This is a genomic window from Bradyrhizobium sp. LeoA1Lang, assembly GCF_055413685.1.
Window position 1 is genome coordinate 1 of sequence record NZ_JBVAPG010000111.1, and the last position, 18,653, is coordinate 18,653.

Below are 18,653 nucleotides of genomic sequence, written 5' to 3' on the forward strand. Positions count from 1 at the left end.
TCTCGAAACTGAAGCGTTTCAGGCGCGTTGCTACGCGCTACGAAAAAACCGCACGAAATTACTTCGCTGTCGTCGCTATCGCCGCAACTCTGCTCTGGCTAAGATAACTGTCCACGCGACCTAGCCGGCCTGTTCGGTGCCTTTCCGGTGGACGCGAGCCCGCCGCGAACCGGCATCGTGGCCGAGACCGGCGGACGCACGCAGCTATCGGGACTGTTCGCCGCATCGATCGTGCTGGCGCTGCTGGCGTTCGGCGCCGCGCTGCTGCATCACGTTCCGGAGGCTGCGCTGGGCGGCGTCCTGCTTTTCGTAGCGTTGCGCATCATTCGCGTCAGCCAGATTGCCGCGATCTTTCGCCAATCGGTCGGCGAGTTTCTGCTTGTGGTGGCAACGGCAGCTTCGATCATCATCCTGCCGATCGAGCAAGGTGTCGCCGTCGGCATCGCGCTCTCGCTGCTCCATGGCATCTGGAGCACGACGCGGGCGCGGCTCGTCGTGTTCGACCGCGTACCTGATACCACGATCTGGTGGCCGGCCAACCCGAACATCAGGGGCGAGCGCGACCCGAAAGTTGCCGTGGTCGGCCTGCAGGCGCCGTTGTCGTTTCTCAACGCCTCGAGCTTTGGTGCCGACGCGCTGAAGGTCATCAAGACGGCAACACCGAAGCCAAGGCTGCTGGTGATCGAAGCCAGCGGCATCGTGGAGATCGATTTCACCGCCGCACAAACGCTGCTCGATCTGTTCCGTGAATGCAGCGAGGAAGGCGTGACCGTTGCGATCGCTCGCCTCGAATCGACCCGCGCCCAACAGGCATTTGAGCGCTTCGGCCTCTATCACGCGCTACCGACGAACCACGTCTTCCATAGCGTCGCCGAAGCCGTTCGCACGCTGGCCGGCTAGGCGCAAGGCGCCCAGGGCGCGTACTCATAAATCGAACTCGACTTGGTGCAGGCTTGCCAATGTCCGCTATGTCCCCGGTAGCGACCAAAATTCCGCATCGTAACGAAATGACGCAATGGGCCCAGAACCGGACCTTCGTTGCCGGCTTTCTCGCGATCATAAGCAACGCGAGGCACGCCGAACGCTCCAACGACCGCTGTCCTGTCTTGCACCACAGGCCCCGGCCTTCTCGCTCGACGGCTTCCGCCAGATCGCCGACATGATCGTGGGCGCACCTGGAACAACCTCCGGAGTGGCTCGTAGCGTGGCCGATTGCCTTTTTCGAACGCATGCCCGCGTCTTGGTGTGGTCAATCCCGTGCTGGCCGTCGGTGCGGTATTGTGGGATGAATTGCCCCACTGACCGCAGAGTGCCCCGTACAATGATTTCGAGGCTCAGACTAAGCTGGGCGGCCAGCCCACAACCCTCATAGATGGAACGTTCCTGAAAACCGGAGGGAGCACCATGAAAGCACTATGGTCAATTCCGATAGCCGCAGCTCTTACATGCGGCACGTTATCTGCGGGAGCCGCAGATCCGCTCAAACAGCAGCTTGTAGGCACTTGGAGCGTCATTTCATTTGTAAACGTGAATGAAAGGACCGGGAAAACAACGCAAATATTTGGTTCCGATCCGAAAGGATATTTCATGTTCGATGCAGCAGATCACTTCTCAATCAATCTCATGCGTCCGGGACGGCCAAAATATGCCCGCCGCGACTTTCCGACCGCCGGGGAAAGCGAAGCCGCTCTGGAGGGGCTAATCGCGATGTTTGGCGACTACAAAGTCAATGAATCTGAACATTCAATATCCTTACATGTTATCGGCGGCAGCTTTCCCGCGTGGGACAATTCGAATCAGAAGCGTTTCATCGCGATCAACGGCGACGAGCTCACGTATAAGAACCCTACACCGGCATCCCGTGGGGGTACTGCTGTGGTGACTCTGAAGCGCGCAACAAGCGCAACCAAGTGATCTTTTGGTCAATCTGTCGCCACGGGCACCGGTTTCAGAACTCGGCTCCCCCGACCCGGCAAGCCAAGCCTCGGTACCCCGAAGTGATCGAGTGAGTGGGTCCGCACACGGTGTCCGAATCGGGTCAGAAGCGCCGCTTGGCCTCACGGCAGGGACTTCCGGTTGCCCCCGATCTTCGGAAATATCCTGCGCGGCGCCAACAGCCGCGCCGGGCCAATGGGCGACATCCTGATATGGAAGAGGCCGACAACTGAGGCGGCCTTAGGCCAAGGCAACTCCTTCCCGGTGAGCAATTCGTAAAAGGGTCTATACGGCTTACAATCCGCCGCCCGCATTTCCGCTCATGTTGTAGTTCACGAGGTAGATCATGGACCTAACCAAAATAGTTCATGAAGTCTAACGAGTACGCGACCACCTAAAGACTGGCTCACTCTAAGGGAAAGGCTCATACAATGAACAGATTAGCGCTCTCTCTGTTGCTCGCACTTGGCACCACAGCTCCATTTACTGGCGCCAACGCAGGGACCGGAAAAGCAACAACTTTGATGGCCAAAGAGCTTCCCGACTTTCCTGGGAAGGAAGGTATGGTCGAAGTCGTCGACTTCGCTCCGGGCGAAGTCTCGGAGCCGCATCGGCATAATGCAGATCTCTTCGTCTATGTTTTGGAGGGGAGCGTCGTCACGCAGGTAGAAGGTGAAGCCCCAAAAACCGTAAATACCGGTGAGGTCTTTTATGAAGCGCCTACGGACGTCCACATTGTGAGCCGCAACGCTAGTGCGACGCAGGCCGCAAAACTACTTGTCTTCTATGTAAAAGTTAAAGGCGCGCCACCAACCATCCTAGTAGGGCGTGGACATAAATAGCGCTTTTTGACGTCGGGCGAGGAAAGGGCGTGGGTTTATGTCCGCATCGGGTCATCAGCGCCGTTCTGACTGCGCACCCATCACTTTCGGTCTCGCCTGGCAAGCGACGCGCCACAACGTCGCGGGCGCCGAGGCATCGCCACGGCCTGAGCGCTGGACCGCGTGCGAAAATCGTCAGGCCGGAAGACGAAAATCAGGAGTCCAACCCAGCTCGGCGCGTGCCTTTTCGGTCGCAACGTGTCTGTTGGACTGCGCGATGTTATAGATGCCCGGGTCGCCGTGGTCGATGGCCAGCAGAGCGGCATAAGCCGCCGCATCCACATGAATGGGCGCAGAGTTTGAGGGCCGGTCCGAAGCGGTTCCGGGGCCATAAAGCTGGCCGTAGCGAAGGACGACGCCCTCGAGCGGCGGCGATTTTAAAGTGAGATCTTCCAGCGCGATTACTCCCTGCATGTTGATACCGTTCTCTCCCTTGGCCCCGGTATCGAGCGGGTCTGTCTCCGCGTGCGGCTCGGGCCCCGGCGTGTAGGCCCACGCGATGCTTTGCGCCACCAATCGGTGCGCCCCCGCCGCAATTGCGGCCCTGACGAGGTTCCGCGTTCCCTCGCTACGGATGCGGGCGGTGCGAACGATCGCTGCTCCCATCTCGCGTGGATTAAGATCCTTCGGGAGGTCGGTGAGCTGATGGATCACGACATCGGGGCGTGCTGATGCGACGGCGCGTGATAGCGCCGGCGCGTCGAAGACGTCGACCACGACCGGGTCAGCCCCGAGCGCGCGCAGCGCGTCGGCATTCGCTTCCGATCTGGTGCTGCCACAGACGTAATGGCCAGCGCCGTGCAGGAGCGGCGTCAGGCGCCTGCCGATGGCTCCGGACGCGCCGGCAAGGAAGATTCTGTAACCCATCACCGTTACTCCGTTGAACCGTGCGCCCAAGTGGGCGCTGCGCGCCAAGTACTTTCCGATTCAAGCGGAGGGCGGGCAATCGTTCCGTTTCAGTGAAAATCAACTTTGGAGACGGCGGACAAATACGGACACCGCCGCGCATTGGAACAGATTGGCAGCCCCGGAACCTTACCTGAACGGCCGTCCGAATGTCCGTTGGGGGTCAAAAGCGCCGATTGGAAGGTCGACCAGTCACTTCCGATCTACCCCGATAAGCAGACGATTTCCGATCCCGCGCGGACTTCGCATTCGGGCCAGAAGCCGAGATCACCACGCATATCGCACCACACCCTTGCCGGCGTAGGAGCGCGTGACGTTGGAGAATTCACCCTCGAAGGTGCCGGCGGCGGACCAGCCGCTGAGCCATTTCTTCTCGACCGATCCCGTCACCAGCGCGGTGTCCGCGGCCATCGCTGCGCCGTTCACCACGAAGCTCGCGCCAGGCAGCGTCTGAAACGTGGCCCCGATCGCGCGATCCGGATTGAAGTCATGCGCCCAGGCAACGCGGCCGCGTAGCGTGACGATGCCATCGGTCTGAGCGAAGGATTTGTCAGTGCGTAAGCCCAGCTCGCTGCGGGTGTCGGTAACGCTCTTCGCGTTGTAGGCCAGTGCAAACTGGTTGCTGCCGACGATCGCCTGCTCGGCGTAGGCCGGCAGATCGAACGTGGTGAACTGCGCGGCGGCATAGGGCGTCCAGCCAAAACCCTGCGTGACGAAGCGATATCCGCCTTCGAGCCGGCCGGAATATGCATTGGCGTTAAACTCGGCGCGCAGGCGATCGAGGCCGGCGACCGCCATCGTGCGATCGGTGACGACGTCCTGCCAGCCATAGGCCAGCGCGCCGGTGATGTAGGCAGGGCCAACGATATGGCGGAAAAACGCACCGGCCTGGAACAGGTCGGAGCGGCCACCGCCGAGCGCATTTGCGACCGTAAAATTGGTGCCGCCGCCGGCGAGCGCGAAGCCGACCAGCGTGTCGCGCGAGAGACGATAGTCAGCGCCGACCGCCGCGCCATAGAGGTTGCTGGTCGTGTTGTTCGAGCCGACTGCGATATTGCCGTCAGTTTGCTGCGACCCGCCAAAGCCCGCCGCCCAGACGCTCCAGCGCTGCTCGAACGACGGCGCAACCGGCGCCTTGGTGTAGATCGCGGCCAGCCCGTCGTTCGGCCTGCGCTTCCGCGCGTAGGCCAAAGCTGCCTCATCGGCATAGGCATTCGGCGTGCCGCCGGCGCTGACGGAGTCACCGCGGCCCGCGATGAACGGATCCGTCATCACGCCCATGAACTGGTTCATCGCGTTGAACGTGGCTTGCTGCGGGGCAGTGCCGACCTCGCCGGAGAGCTGCGTCAAGCCGGCGGGCGTGAGGCTTCCGAACACGATCGGGATCGTGCCGTTGGTGTTGAAGAAGTTGATCAGTGCGTCGCCGACGTTTTGCTGATTGGTATTCAGGTTGCCGGATGGCGGCGTGAAGCCCAGCGCCAGGTTTAGATAGGCGTGAGTCAAGTCATAGCTCAGCGTGGTCTGGAAGCCCGCCGGCAAATTGGTGTTGACCACCGATGCGAACTTGCCGCTCACGCTGCCCGCATCGACGATGGTATATTGCTTGGCCACATAGGTGCCGGGTGCGAACGTCGCATGCACCGTGGCGCCACCGAGCGAGGCGGCCCCCGTGACGCTGGTGCGGTCTGCGCTCGCCGGCGATACCTCGACCATATAGCTCGCCGCCGCGGTGAAGACCAGGTTGCCCTGCACGGTGAGCAGGCCGATCGAATTGCCGGGCGCCAGCGCGCCGCCATTGATGGTGGTGTTGCCGACGATGCCGTTGCCGCCGAGCGTGCCGCCGGCGTTGACCGTCACGTCGCTGATGATCGAACCGTTGACCGACAGCAGGCCGCCATTGACGGTGGTTGCGCCTGTGAAGGTATTGGTACCGGTGACATTGGTAGTCCCGCTAGTCGTCGTTAGGCTCATGCTGCCGCCGACAAGATTCGCGGTGCCTCCGCTCGAGGTCACCGCGCCGGTCAAACCACCGGTGGTCAGCGTGCCGCCATTGAGTGCCACGTTGTTGATGGTTTGCGCGAAGCCGCCGAGGTCGAGCGTGCCACCGGCATTGACCGTGGTGGCGCTGGCAGCGCTGAATGCATTGGCCGCACCGCCTGTCAACGTCCCGCCGCCGACCGTGGTCGTGCCGGTATAGGTATTGGTGCCCGAGAGAGTGATGATGCCAGAGTTACTCTTGATGACGTTTCCGGCGCCAGTGATGTTGTTGGAGACCGTGGTCGAGGTCACCGCCTGATTGAAATTGACAGAGCCCATCACCGAGATATCGCCGGCCAGGGCGGAGGTCACGCCGCCAAACTGGAGCGTGTTGGTGCCGCCGGTGAAGGTGATGGCGTTGGCGCGCGTCACGCCGTCACCGCCGAGACCTCCGAAAATCGAACCGCTGGTGACAATCGTCAGGTTTTGCCCGATGACACCGGAGCCTCCGGCGCCATTCGTCGAGCCCGCGCCGCCATTGCCGCCACTGATTGTACCTCCGTTATTGTTGATGGTCGTGGAGGTTGCCGAAATGCCTGCCCCACCGGCACCGCCGACGCCCGTCCCTGCGCCGCCGACACCTCCCGCGCCCCCGGCCCCGCCGCCGACAAGGGATCCGGCGCCCATGTTCACGGTGCCGCTCAATGCGATGATACCCACGCCTCCAGAACCGCCCGAGCCGCCCAACCCGCCCGCACTCGCGCCGCCTGCACCACCAGCACCGCTCAGGCGTTGATTTGTCACGCTGATGTCGGCAGTGCCGGAACCTAAGATGATGCTGACGCCGCCGGCACCGCCGCCACCGCCGGCGCCGGTCCCGTTTCCATCGCCACCTCTGCCGCCTGCGCTCGCCGTGAAATCGCTACCGGTCATTACGCCGAGGGGTGCATTAACCGTTACGCCGCCGCCGCCACCGCCGCCGCCGCCATCGCCCGCTGATGCGCCAGAGTCGCCATCGCCGCCTGGCGTCGTCGTGGTACCCGCCGTGCCGCCCGCCGCGCCATTGCCGCCCACGCCGCCGACGCCACCACCGGAGCCGGAGCCGCCTGGTCCGGGGCCGATGCCAGTGCCACCGCCGCCGCCGCCCTGACCCGCAGCGCCTCCCGCCGTACCGTTTCCACCCACCGAAGTCGTACTGTCGGCGCCACCCGATCCGGGATTGCCGCCGCCGTCGCCCCCCGCGGCGAGCGCGGGGGTGACCGCAATCAATGTGCTGGTAGCGAATGCGGCCAAGCCGGCGCGCACGATGGCCGTGCTGGCCAACAATGCCTTTATCAAAACAGCCCACCGCGCGGGTCGAAACCTGCCTGCCCCAGTCATTTTCAAATTCCACGCCGTGATGCAAAAAAATTTTAAACTGGAAACACCTAGCTGCTCTGCGGCCAGTGGGCCATGGGCGGCGCTCCCCATCTCCGGTGTAGCCCGCCGATTTATGTGGTGTGTGATTGCGAGGCAACAGATGGTTGCATAGGCTGGTTTATCGCCTTCGAGCGGACTAGGCGTTGGCGTTGCACTCGGCGCGCAGGCGGAGGCGGAATATTATCTTGCATCGGACTCGACAGGTTGTGCTGATTTACCCGTCGAGGCCGGGCAAGCAGTCGGGCTGACCGATTTCCGCAGCCACCCCATGTCCGGTTTGGGTCATTCGCTACAGGGGCAATCCAGCGGCAAGTCCAGCCATGTCCGCTGTGACGCCGAAAGGCCGCGTGCTGGTCTTGCCGGACGGCCATATCGTTTCGCCTCGAAATTTACTCCGCGCATAACCGGCGTTGAAGCGCGTTGCGAAACGTATCCTCTGGCTACGCCGGCACGATCTTGCCCGGATTGAAGATATTCTGCGGGTCGAGCGCCTTCTTCAGTGCGCGCATGGCGTCGAGCGCCTCGGGTCCAAGCTCGGCTTCGAGATATTTCTGCTTGCCCTGCCCGATACCATGCTCGCCGGTGCAGGTGCCGCCCATCGCCTGCGCGCGCTCGACCAGGCGGTGCATGAATTCCTCGCCGCGCGCCATCTCCTCGGCATTGTCGACATCGCAAACCATCGAACAATGGAAGTTGCCGTCACCGACATGACCGACGATCGGCGAGAGCAAATTGAGCCGCTTCAGATCCTCTTCCGTCTCGGTGACGCAATCGGCGAGCCGCGAAATCGGCACACAGACGTCGGTCGCGACCACGCCTGAGCCGGGCCGCAGCGCCTTCACCGCCCAATAGGCGTCATGCCGCGCCTGCCAGAGCTTTGTGCGGTCCTCCGGCTTGGTGGTCCAGGTGAAACCGAGCCCGCCGCATTCGGAGGCGATCTCCTTGAAGTTCTTGGACTGCTCGGCGACCTCGGCCTCGCTGCCGTGGAACTCGAGCAGCAACAGCGGCGTCTCCGGCAGCGTCAGTTTCGAATAGGCGTTGCACGCCTTCACCTGCGCCGCATTCAAGAGCTCGATGCGCGCGACGGGAATGCCGGTCTGGATCGCCAGGATCGTCGCCTGGCAGGCGCCGCGCACGGTCTCGAACGAACATGCGGCGGCCGCGATCGTGTCGGGGATGCCGCGGAGTTTGATCGTGAGCTCGGAGATGATGCCGAGCGTGCCCTCGGCACCGACGAACAGATGCGTCAGGTCGTAGCCGGCGGAGGATTTCTTCGCCCGCGTGCCCGTGGTGATGATCTCGCCGTCGCCGCGCACGACCTTCAGCGCCAGCACGTTCTCCCGCATGGTGCCGTAGCGTACCGCATTGGTGCCGGAGGCGCGCGTCGAGGTCATGCCGCCGAGCGAGGCATCGGCGCCGGGATCGATCGGGAAGAACAGGCCCTGGTCGCGCAGATGCTCGTTGAGCGCCTTCCGCGTGACGCCGGGCTCGATCACGCAGTCGAGGTCCTCGGCATGCACGGCGAGCACCCGGTTCATGTCGCGCAGATCGATGCAGATGCCGCCGGCCGGCGCGTTCACCTGCCCCTCCAGCGAGGTGCCGGTGCCGAACGCGATCACGGGAACGCGGTGTTTGGCGCAGATCCGCACCACATCCTGGATGTCGGCGGTCTCCTGCGCCATCACCACGGCGTCCGGCGGCTGTGGCGGCAGCCAGGTCGTGGTGTGGGCGTGCTGGTCGCGCACCGCCTGCGAGGTGATCAGGCGGTTGCCGAAGCGCGCCGCCAGCGCGTCGATCGCGCCCTTGAGGGCTTGCGGCTCCGGACGCGCTGGATTGTTCGAAATCGTAGTCGCCACGTGAAATTTCCTCCCGGCTTCAGCCGACCGTGGCAAAGGTTATATAAGGGGTCAAGAGCACGACACAAACAAACAGGAATGCATGATGACGACCGTTAATGCCGCCAGGGACACGAAACTGCCCTCCGCCCCGTTCCTGTCCTCGGTGATGCAGATCGAGCCGCAATGGATCGACTATAACGGCCACCTCAACATGGCCTATTACAACGTGATGTTCGACCGCGCCATCGACGAGATCTGGCTGCAGCTCGGCATCGGGCTCGCCTACAAGAAAGAGCGCCACGGCTCGACCTTTACCGCGGAATGCCACGTTCGCTATTTGCGCGAGATCAATCTCGGCGATCCCGTCCAGGTGACGGTCTATCTGCTCGCCGCCGACGACAAGCGGCTGCACACCTTCGAGGAGCTGCGCCACGCGACAGAAGGCTGGATCTCGGCGACCTCCGAAAACATGTCGCTGCATATCGACATGAACTCGCGCAAGGTCGCCCCATTCCCATCCGATATCCGCGCCCGCATCAAGGCGATCGCGGATATCCATGCGTTGGTCCCGCGCCCCGAGGGCATCGGCCGCAGCGTGGCGATGCCCTCACGTTAGGAGCGCATGATCCGGAAAAGTGGGGACCGGTTTTCCCGCGACAAACGCCACGCGTTTGCGCAGAGATCATGCGCCAACCAAATATCCACCTAGACCCTTGAGCGGCCGCGCACCAAGCCGACGACTGCCGAGATCAGGAACAGGATGATGGCGATGAAGAAGATCGTCTTGGCGATCTCGATGGAGACGCCGGCGATGCCGCCGAAGCCCAGAACACCCGCGATCAACGCGATGATCAAAAACGTTACGACCCAGCTTAGCATGGCCAAACCCTCTGCTTTCCGTTTCCACCGACGCGATTGACCATCGCGCCAAACTCAAGGAAACAATCCGCCCAAAAAACGATGGTTCCGTGCGGTGGAAGCGCGAAATTTGCCGCTGCTCACGGAACAAAACCGCGCTTTGGAGGCGGCGGGGTCGGGCGTTCGCTGCTGTTACACCTCCTGATAGTCGGCGGGAGCCACCCTGACGTATCCGCCGGCGCGCAGCGACTCAGGCTCAACGATCTCCTTGGCGGGAGCTGTCGGCGCATTGCGCGCAGTCTTCCAATCGCTCTCGAATATCTGCGTGAAGTAATCGCAGATGCCCGGATGAGAGAGCCATACGCCGGCCTCGCGATTCTTGGAGACGGCGGAATCGGACCAGTTCTGCGAACTGACCAGGACATCCTGGCCATCGACCAGGATCATCTTGTTATGGCAATGCACGAAGCGGGTCGTATCGATGTATCGTATGTTCTTGCCGGCCACGAGGCCGAACTGCTGCTTTAGCAGCGCCAGGTTTTTCTTCTCGGCGTCGAGATCCTCCTTGCCGAAGACCTTGCCGAGAATGATGCGGATATCCAGCTTCTTGTTCTGCTTTCGCGCGTCCGCAATTGCCGTCAGCAATTTCTGGATGTCAGGCTGCTTGCCACGAATGTATTGCTGCTCGATCAATACCGACTTCTTTGCCGCCCGAAGCTTCGCCGGGATCACCTGCATGTAGTTGTCCGGACTGAGGACCGGCTGGACGGCAAGCGGCTTGGTGAGCTTGAAAGTCTTGCTCGGAAACAGCTTGGCCGGGATCTTCGTCGGCGCCCGCTCGATCATGAAAGCGTTGGCCGCTGCAATGGCCTGAGCCAGCGCTTCCGGTCCCGTCAGCTCGAGATTCATGTCGCTTTCGAGAATGCCGGTGAAGAATTTCGAAAGCTTCCTGGAGCGGATCGCCAGGCCGGTGTCGCGATTGCCGGGCCGGAAGTGAGCGGGATCGCCGCCGTCCTTCACGTTGAGGGGTATGCTGTTCTCGCTGTAGTTACCGCTCTGCACGATGCACCATTCGCCATCGATGACGATCACCTTCTCGTGCGATGAGCTGAAGAAGTGCACCCGATGACTGGCGCACGATGGTGCCGGCACGCCGTCGACCCCGGCATCGTTCAGGTCGTCGAACAGCTCCTGCTCATCCTTGCTGTCGATATCGAGCATGAGCTTGACCTTGACGCCGCGCGCGAGCGCATCCAGCACGAGCTGCTTGATATACTCGGCGGAAAAGTCATAGATGCCGATCAGGATCGACCTCTTCGCATCGTCAAACAGCTTCTTGGTCACCGCGAAAGTCGAATCCGGCGAGCAATAGGCGATGATTTCCTGATCGACGTCGACCGCGGGAACCCTGACTTTCTCGTATTCTTCGAGATGGCAGTTGCGCGGAACCATTTCCGGCATGAAGACGTCGGTCCGGACCGGCACCACGCGATCGCCCTCGGCCCGAACGCTCTGCGGTTCGGCAAGAAACGGCCCGCGATGCTTGAGCATCGATTGGCGCAATACGAAGCTCGGCATTTTATCCCCCCATGTTTGCGAGAATCATTCCGGTTTGAAAGGCTCGCTCTTTACGCAGACCAGCGGCACCTGGACGTCTCCCTTTTCCGTCGCGACGGCAAGCGTGGGAGGCAGCGTCACGTTGGCTTCCGGAGCGACATGCGCGACGACGACCCAGCCGCGCTTGCCGTGATCCTTCCCCGCCTCCACGCCGATGGCATGGGCGCCGCATTTCAGCAGTTCGCGACTGTTGAGTTCGCGTGCCTTGTTGGCCTGTTGCTCGTTCGCCATCACCAATCCGCATGGCCGGTCCGCTTCTCATGCTTTCACGAAGCGGAACTTCAGCGCCTTCATGACCTCGGCAATCGGATTGAAGATACTCGCGGCACCCGACCCGGCAAAGTGCAAACCGACGATCTTCTTGCTTGCCTTGTCGACGATGATTGCGCCGGAATCGCCAGGCTTCGAATAATGCGTGCACTTCACCTGGTCCAGGAACCCGATCTTGCCGACGCCCGGATAGGGCATGACGATCCTGAAGTGGACGTCCTGGACTTCGCCATCGGCATCTTCCGACGTCCGTCCGCGCGTGACGATCTTCATCCCGCGCACCGGATTGGTGGTCGCAAAGGGAGAAGCCGCTCCGCGTATGGAAAAATCTATCTTGTCGAGAAAGTCCTGATCGATCTCGGCGAGAGCCGCATCCACGCGGTTGAGAAAATCGTCACCGGTCTTGAACTTCAGGATAGCGGATAATGTCGCGACGACCTGATCCCTGCCGCCATTGTCGGACTCGCCGGGAAAGACGATCTTGTCGCCGACCTTCCCCAATCCGCTCTTGGCAAGCACGTGGGAATTGCTGAGCACGAACAGCTTCTTCCCCTTCTTGACGATCGCCCCAAGGGTTCCCGTATCCGTCAGATTTCCGATGCTATAGCCGCTGAGCAGCGGCGACTTCTGCTTGTTGACTTGGGGACGAACCTTTCCGATCGCCTGGACATCGGTGAATACTGCCTTGCGACCCGGCACACTCAGAACGGGAGGGATCATCTTCTGGCTCTTCATCCGGCTCTTGGCGATCTTCTTTTCGACGTAGAAGCACACGCTCAGTTCGCCGGTGTCTTTCTTCTCGGTGATCTTGTCCGCAATTCCGATGCCGACGATGTTGGGATCTTCGAAGACGGTCCGCACTCGCTCAACATGCCTTGCCTCAAGCAGCCCCAAGGATTCGGGCCGGGCTCCCTTCTCGCCGCTGACCAGGTTGAGCGCATCAAGCAGTTCCTTCGGAGTATCGTTCCTTGCCATGACGCCTCCCCCAGAGATGCAAGCCGGCGAATTCAACAATCTTGAGTTGAGATTCGCATTTTGGCAAGCCTACGCGCCCGCCAGTCAATCGAATCTTGATGAAACTATTGCGATCCCGGCTGGCCTTTTGGCGACGCCCGTGGCACGCCGAAAACCGGCCTTTTATTGGCCATGCTGCCCTCGCAAATCGGCGGCGCGAGTGCCATGTTATCGACTTGAGAATCAAGGACTTCGTTATTGACTGATCTGCGCAAGCCCCTGCCACACGCCCCTGCTCCGGCGGCCTCACCAGTGCCCGGCGGCATCGCCGCACGCGCCCGTGCGGCGGCAAGCCCGCAATATCTCGCAGGGCTCAATCCGGAGCAGCGCGAGGCGGTGGAGACGCTGGATGGTCCTGTGCTGGTTCTGGCCGGTGCCGGCACCGGCAAGACGCGGGTCTTGACGACCCGTATCGCCCATATCCTGAGCCAGGGCCGCGCACGGCCGCACGAGATCCTGTCGGTGACATTCACCAACAAGGCGGCACGCGAGATGAAGCTGCGGCTCGGCCAGATGTTGGGCCAGGCGGTGGAAGGCATGCCATGGCTCGGCACTTTCCACTCGATCGCCGGCCGCATCCTGCGCATCCATGCCGAGCTGGTGCAGCTCAAATCCAACTTCACCGTGCTTGATGTCGACGACCAGGTGCGCCTGTTGAAGCAACTGCTGCAGGCGGAGAACATCGACGACAAGCGCTGGCCGGCGCGGATGCTGGCCGGACTGATCGACACCTGGAAGAACCGCGGCCTGACGCCGTCACAGGTGCCGGCTGGCGAAGCGGCGAGTTTCGCCAACGGCAAGGGCGGCAAGCTCTATGCGAGCTATCAGGAACGGCTGAAGATCCTCAACGCGGCCGATTTCGGCGATCTCCTGCTCGAGAACATCCGCCTGTTCCGCGAGAACCCGGATGTGCTCAGGCAATACCAGAACCGCTTCAAGTTCATCCTGGTCGACGAATATCAGGACACCAACGTCGCGCAGTATCTCTGGCTGCGGCTGCTGTCGCAGGCGCCGTCGTCCAAGTCGGCTCCTCTCTCTACCGTCATTCCGGGGCGCATCGAAGATGCGAACCCGGAATCCGGAGATGAAGTGAACTCATCTCGAGATTCCGGGTCTGCGCTTTCAGCGCATCCCGGAATGACGGAGGTCACCTCTTCTGCATCCACTCCACCCAAGAACATCTGCTGCGTCGGCGACGACGACCAGTCGATCTACGGTTGGCGCGGTGCCGAGGTCGACAACATCCTGCGCTTCGAGCACGATTTTCCCGGCGCAAAAGTCATTCGCCTCGAACGCAACTATCGCTCGACCGGCCACATCCTCGCCGCCGCCTCGCATCTGATCGCGCACAATGAAGGCCGGCTCGGCAAGACCCTGCGCACCGAGGATCAGGATGGCGAGAAAGTCACCGTCACCGGCTCCTGGGATTCGGAAGAGGAAGCGCGCGGAATCGGCGAGGAGATCGAGGATCTGCAGCGCGCCGGCGAGAATTTGAACGAGATCGCGATCCTGGTGCGCGCCTCGTTCCAGATGCGCGAGTTCGAAGACCGCTTCGTCACGCTTGGCCTGCCCTATCGCGTGATCGGCGGTCCGCGCTTCTATGAGCGCGCCGAAATCCGCGATGCGCTGGCTTACCTGCGCACGATCAATTCACCCGCCGACGATCTCGCCTTCGAGCGCATCATCAATGTGCCGAAGCGCGGGCTCGGCGATGCCACCGTGCAGCTCTTGCACGACCACGCCCGCAAGCGCCGCATTCCGCTGTTCGAGGCCGCGCGCGCCGTAGCGGAGACCGACGAGTTGAAGCCGAAAGCGCGCGGGAGCCTCCGTGGTGTCGTGCAGCAATTCGACCGCTGGCGGGCGCAGAGCGAGGTGACCTCGCACACGGAACTGGCCGAGGTCGTGCTCGACGAGAGCGGTTACACCGAGATGTGGCAGAAGGACCGCTCGGCGGACGCTGCCGGCAGGCTCGACAACCTCAAAGAGCTCATTCGCTCGATGGAAGAGTTCGAGAACCTGCAAGGCTTCCTCGAGCACATCTCGCTGGTGATGGACCGCGACGGCGAAGCCGGCGACGAGGCCGTCTCGCTGATGACGCTGCATTCCGCCAAGGGCCTGGAGTTCGACAACGTCTTCCTGCCCGGCTGGGAGGAAGGCCTGTTTCCAAGCCAGCGCACGCTGGACGAGCAGGGCCGCGCGGGCCTCGAGGAAGAGCGCCGCCTCGCCCATGTCGGGCTGACCCGCGCGCGGCGCCGGGCAAAAATCTATTTCGCCACCAACCGCCGCATCCACGGCACCTGGTCGACCACGATTCCCTCACGCTTCCTCGACGAATTGCCGGCGCATAATGTCGAGATCACGGAATCCAAGGGCGGCTCCGGCTGGGGCGGCGCCGGCGGCTACGGCCCCTCGCGCTTCGACAATGTCGAAGCCTTTGGCTCCAGCTACACGACACCGGGCTGGCAGCGCGCCCAGGCCAACCGCGCCCGCAACCAGAACCGCGGCGGCTCGCGCGGCGGATTCGACGAGGAGCAATCGCCGTTCGGCGGTTTCGGCCGCAACAAGCGCGGCCCGATGGTGATCGAAGGCGAACTGGTGGCGAAATCCACCGGCACGGTTTCGGAATTTTCGCTCGATGACCGCGTGTTCCACCAGAAATTCGGCTACGGCCATGTGGTGAAGATCGACGGCAACAAACTCACCATCGCCTTCGAGAAAGCCGGCGAGAAAAAGGTGGTCGATAGTTTCGTGGAGCGGGTGTAAGAGGGTGTCCTGCGGGTCGCTCACTTAATGCCGGCAGAACAGGCTTTAAGGTCTACATGATCCAGGGAGGGGTTTCATGTTGACCAACAGCCGCGAGATCATACGCCGCCTGGAGCGGGAAGGATGGATACTTGTTCGCGTTACCGGTTCGCACCACGTGTTCAAGAATCCCATATCCGGCGAAACGCTGGTCATTCCGCACCCAAAGAAGGACTTGGGGAAAGGACTGGTGCGCGCCATCTATAAAGGTGCAGGCTGGAAGCCCGATTGAGGTTGGCCATGGCTCACTACGTCGCGATTGTTGAGGACGCCGGACCCGAGCACAGCGTGGGTGTCTGGTTTCCGGATCTGCCCGGCTGCACTTCCGGCGGCGATGATATCGATGAAGCCTTGCGCAATGCGCCGGAGGCCTTGCAGCTCTATGCGGAAAGCCTTGAAAATGACGGCAAGTCGCTGCCGCGTCCGCGAACACTGACCGAGCTGAAGGCCGAGCCGGAGATCGCGAACGACATAAAGACCTATATGGTCGCCCTGATTGAATTACCCGCGCGCGCTCACGCGGCGGAGTGAACTGATCGTCGTTTCGACGGATTGCAGAACCAGCCAAGCGTACCTATGTACTGGCCGCCCCTCCTCTCGCGCGGCGCAACGTCGCGTTCCCTGTACTTTTCCCGCCAGCCCATCACCGTTAGCCATGTCGCCGATCATTTCCGTTTCCAATCTCTCAAAAGTCTACGGCTCCGGTTTCAGGGCGCTGAACAAGATCAATCTCGATATCCGGCGCGGCGAGATTTTTGCCCTGCTCGGGCCGAACGGCGCCGGCAAGACCACGCTGATCAGCATCGTCTGCGGCATCGCCAATCCGAGTGAAGGCAGCGTCTCGGTCAACGGCCACGACATCATCAAGTCCTACCGCGCCGCCCGCGCGATGATCGGCCTCGTGCCGCAGGAACTGCACACCGATTCGTTCGAGACGGTATGGGCGACCGTGAGCTTCAGCCGCGGCCTGTTCGGCAAGCCGAAGAACCCCGCTCATATCGAGAAGGTGCTGAAGGACCTCTCGCTCTGGGAGAAGAAGGATTCCAAGATCATCACGCTGTCGGGCGGCATGAAGCGGCGCGTGATGATCGCGAAAGCGCTGTCGCACGAGCCGCAGATACTGTTCCTGGACGAGCCGACCGCCGGCGTCGACGTCGAGCTGCGCAAGGGCATGTGGGAAGTGGTGCGGACGCTGCGAGATGCCGGCGTCACCATCATCCTGACCACGCATTACATCGAGGAAGCCGAGGAGATGGCCGACCGCATCGGCGTCATCAACAAGGGCGAGATCGTCCTGGTCGAGGACAAGGCCAAGCTGATGGAGAAGCTCGGCAGGAAGCAGCTCAAGCTGCATCTGGCGCACAAGATCGACGCCATTCCGCCTGCGCTTGCGCCCTATCATCTCGTGCTCTCGGAAGGCGGCACCGAGCTGATCTATGATTACGACACCGCGGGCGAACGCACCGGCATCACAAGCCTGCTCGGCGATCTCCGCAACGCCGGAATCCGTTTCTCCGACCTCGAGACCAGCCAGTCTTCGCTCGAAGACATCTTCGTCAGCCTGGTGCGGCAAGTTTGAAGTTCCTATCAGGGTTTGCCGCACCCTCGTCATAGGAACTTCAAACTTTAATGCCGCACCAGAATCATAGATTTGCTAGCGCTCCTCTGATTTCGAAGTTCGCATTGGAGGCTCCGCGAACGCGTGCGAACTTCGAAATCAGAGCGCTAGTGAGGACACCATGAATTATCGGGCGATCCGCGCAATCTATTTGTTCGAAATGGCGCGCACCTGGCGCACGCTGTTGCAGAGCATCGTCTCGCCGGTGGTGTCGACTTCGCTCTATTTCGTGGTGTTCGGCGCCGCGATCGGCTCGCGCATCACGGAGGTCGAGGGCGTCAGCTACGGCACCTTCATCGTGCCCGGGCTCGTGATGCTGTCGGTGCTGACGCAGAGCATCGCCAATGCATCCTTCGGCATCTATTTCCCGAAATTCGTCGGCACGATCTATGAAATCCTCTCGGCGCCGATCTCCTATTTCGAGATCATCATCGGCTATGTCGGGGCGGCCGCGACGAAGTCGATCATCCTCGGGCTCATCATCATGGCGACAGCCGGATTGTTCGTGCCGCTGCACATCAATCACCCGATCTGGATGCTGACCTTCCTGGTGCTGACCGCCGTCACCTTCAGCCTGTTCGGCTTCATCATCGGCATCTGGGCCGATGGATTCGAGAAGCTGCAGATGATCCCGATGCTGGTGGTGACGCCGCTGACGTTCCTGGGCGGCAGCTTCTATTCCGTGAACATGCTGCCCTCGGGCTGGCGCACCCTCACCCTGCTCAACCCCGTGGTCTACCTGATCTCGGGCTTCCGCTGGAGCTTCTATGGGATCGCCGATGTCGGCGTCGGCCTGAGTCTCGGCATGACCCTGGGCTTCCTCGCCACCTGCCTGGCGATTGTCTGGTGGATCTTCCGGACGGGCTACCGGCTCAAGCATTGATCGGCGTCGTAGCCCGGATGAAGCGCAGCGCAATCCGGGAACGCTGTCACAGCTCGCGGCACTGTCCCCGGACTACGCTTCGCTCCATCCGGGCTACCGTGATCAGCGGTAGCAGCGGAAATGGCCCGAGCGGGCGTAGTAGCCGCGGCAGCGATGGCCACGGTGCCAGCCGCGATTGGGAATGCCGAGCACGCCGTTGACCGCACCCACGGCACCGCCGACGCCGGCGCCAACGGCACCCCCAACCACGCCGCCGACCGGACCGGCGATCCGATTGCCCTCGTAGGCTCCCTCGTGCGCGCCGCGAACGATGCCCTGGGCATGTCCCAGATGAGGCATCGCAAGCAATGCAAGGATGATGGCGGCGGCCGCAAGCATGAGCCGCACCGGCGTGACATCAGGCAGCGCCAGCGTCTTGACCTTGGTCTTCTTCATCACAATTCCCAAAAATGCACGGCAAATTGTACCGTCAGGCGGGAGTGTGAAACGCCCTTGCGGCCAAATGGTTGCGCGTCTGTGACGAATTCGAGTCGTCCGCTCACAACTCGCGAAAAAGTCAGCAGGCCGGCGCCGGATTTCTCCGATGGCGCCTTGCTTGCGCCGCTCGTTATATTAACGATGCATAGCCGGGCTAC

The 18,653-nt window shown here is 61.9% G+C and carries 17 protein-coding genes and 1 pseudogene; 10 read left to right on the forward strand and 8 right to left on the reverse strand.

Annotated elements, in window-relative coordinates; all coding sequences use genetic code 11:
* From ACZYOF_RS29750 to ACZYOF_RS29765, 4 genes and pseudogenes are all read left to right on the forward strand, one after another.
* Positions 1-107 (forward strand): annotated as a pseudogene (locus ACZYOF_RS29750) (IS5/IS1182 family transposase); the annotation flags it as partial.
* A gap of 22 nt (positions 108-129) precedes the next feature.
* Positions 130-900, forward strand: coding sequence for a SulP family inorganic anion transporter (locus ACZYOF_RS29755; RefSeq protein WP_463718009.1), 771 nt, complete (start codon positions 130-132; stop codon positions 898-900).
* A 504-nt stretch (positions 901-1,404) separates the two neighbouring features.
* Positions 1,405-1,914, forward strand: coding sequence for a lipocalin-like domain-containing protein (locus ACZYOF_RS29760; protein ID WP_130583119.1), 510 nt, complete (start codon positions 1,405-1,407; stop codon positions 1,912-1,914).
* Between the two features lie 452 nt (positions 1,915-2,366).
* Positions 2,367-2,777 (forward strand): cupin domain-containing protein, encoded by a 411-nt coding sequence (locus tag ACZYOF_RS29765; RefSeq protein WP_080664018.1) that lies wholly within the window; start codon positions 2,367-2,369, stop codon positions 2,775-2,777.
* 174 nt (positions 2,778-2,951) lie between these two features.
* Here the strand turns inward: ACZYOF_RS29765 and ACZYOF_RS29770 are convergent, their stop codons facing one another.
* The 3 genes from ACZYOF_RS29770 to ACZYOF_RS29780 form a co-directional block, all read right to left on the reverse strand.
* The gene (locus ACZYOF_RS29770) at positions 2,952-3,683 is read right to left on the reverse strand and encodes an NAD-dependent epimerase/dehydratase family protein (protein WP_282528344.1); all 732 of its coding nucleotides are present in this window, start codon (positions 3,681-3,683) and stop codon (positions 2,952-2,954) included.
* A 306-nt stretch (positions 3,684-3,989) separates the two neighbouring features.
* Positions 3,990-7,025 carry an autotransporter outer membrane beta-barrel domain-containing protein gene (locus ACZYOF_RS29775; RefSeq protein ID WP_463717997.1) on the reverse strand — a complete coding sequence of 1,012 codons (3,036 nt, stop codon included), beginning with the start codon at positions 7,023-7,025 and terminating at the stop codon, positions 3,990-3,992.
* A gap of 533 nt (positions 7,026-7,558) precedes the next feature.
* Positions 7,559-8,974, reverse strand: coding sequence for an FAD-binding oxidoreductase (locus ACZYOF_RS29780; RefSeq protein ID WP_463717998.1), 1,416 nt, complete (start codon positions 8,972-8,974; stop codon positions 7,559-7,561).
* A gap of 82 nt (positions 8,975-9,056) precedes the next feature.
* Between ACZYOF_RS29780 and ACZYOF_RS29785 the strand changes: the two genes are divergently transcribed.
* Positions 9,057-9,572: a thioesterase family protein gene (locus ACZYOF_RS29785; protein ID WP_463717999.1), complete on the forward strand. Its 516-nt coding sequence runs from the start codon at positions 9,057-9,059 to the stop codon at positions 9,570-9,572.
* 89 nt (positions 9,573-9,661) lie between these two features.
* Here the strand turns inward: ACZYOF_RS29785 and ACZYOF_RS29790 are convergent, their stop codons facing one another.
* The 4 genes from ACZYOF_RS29790 to ACZYOF_RS29805 all read right to left on the reverse strand — a co-directional run bounded on the left by ACZYOF_RS29790 (position 9,662) and on the right by ACZYOF_RS29805 (position 12,676).
* Positions 9,662-9,835: a DUF1328 domain-containing protein gene (locus tag ACZYOF_RS29790; RefSeq protein WP_282528341.1), complete on the reverse strand. Its 174-nt coding sequence runs from the start codon at positions 9,833-9,835 to the stop codon at positions 9,662-9,664.
* Between the two features lie 171 nt (positions 9,836-10,006).
* Positions 10,007-11,392, reverse strand: a complete 1,386-nt coding sequence (locus ACZYOF_RS29795; protein WP_463718000.1) for a phospholipase D-like domain-containing protein — start codon at positions 11,390-11,392, stop codon at positions 10,007-10,009.
* A gap of 24 nt (positions 11,393-11,416) precedes the next feature.
* On the reverse strand, positions 11,417-11,662 hold the full coding sequence (locus tag ACZYOF_RS29800; protein WP_394569448.1) for a hypothetical protein: 246 nt from the start codon (positions 11,660-11,662) through the stop codon (positions 11,417-11,419).
* Positions 11,663-11,689: 27 nt separating this feature from the next.
* A complete protein-coding gene (locus ACZYOF_RS29805; protein WP_463718001.1) occupies positions 11,690-12,676 on the reverse strand; it encodes a chymotrypsin family serine protease in 987 nt (328 codons plus the stop codon).
* Between the two features lie 237 nt (positions 12,677-12,913).
* Here ACZYOF_RS29805 and ACZYOF_RS29810 point away from each other — a divergent pair, with 237 nt between their 5' ends.
* The 5 genes from ACZYOF_RS29810 to ACZYOF_RS29830 all read left to right on the forward strand — a co-directional run bounded on the left by ACZYOF_RS29810 (position 12,914) and on the right by ACZYOF_RS29830 (position 18,018).
* The gene (locus tag ACZYOF_RS29810; protein ID WP_463699091.1) at positions 12,914-15,478 is read left to right on the forward strand and encodes an ATP-dependent helicase; all 2,565 of its coding nucleotides are present in this window, start codon (positions 12,914-12,916) and stop codon (positions 15,476-15,478) included.
* Between the two features lie 76 nt (positions 15,479-15,554).
* On the forward strand, positions 15,555-15,749 hold the full coding sequence (locus ACZYOF_RS29815; RefSeq protein ID WP_282528336.1) for a type II toxin-antitoxin system HicA family toxin: 195 nt from the start codon (positions 15,555-15,557) through the stop codon (positions 15,747-15,749).
* Positions 15,750-15,757: 8 nt separating this feature from the next.
* Positions 15,758-16,048: a type II toxin-antitoxin system HicB family antitoxin gene (locus ACZYOF_RS29820; RefSeq protein ID WP_130578598.1), complete on the forward strand. Its 291-nt coding sequence runs from the start codon at positions 15,758-15,760 to the stop codon at positions 16,046-16,048.
* Between the two features lie 124 nt (positions 16,049-16,172).
* Positions 16,173-17,096, forward strand: coding sequence for an ABC transporter ATP-binding protein (locus ACZYOF_RS29825; protein ID WP_463718002.1), 924 nt, complete (start codon positions 16,173-16,175; stop codon positions 17,094-17,096).
* A gap of 160 nt (positions 17,097-17,256) precedes the next feature.
* On the forward strand, positions 17,257-18,018 hold the full coding sequence (locus ACZYOF_RS29830; protein WP_463718003.1) for an ABC transporter permease: 762 nt from the start codon (positions 17,257-17,259) through the stop codon (positions 18,016-18,018).
* A 102-nt stretch (positions 18,019-18,120) separates the two neighbouring features.
* Here the strand turns inward: ACZYOF_RS29830 and ACZYOF_RS29835 are convergent, their stop codons facing one another.
* Complete coding sequence (locus tag ACZYOF_RS29835) at positions 18,121-18,453, reverse strand: hypothetical protein (RefSeq protein WP_130578601.1); 333 nt, start codon at positions 18,451-18,453, stop codon at positions 18,121-18,123.
* Between the last annotated feature and the right edge of the window lie 200 nt (positions 18,454-18,653).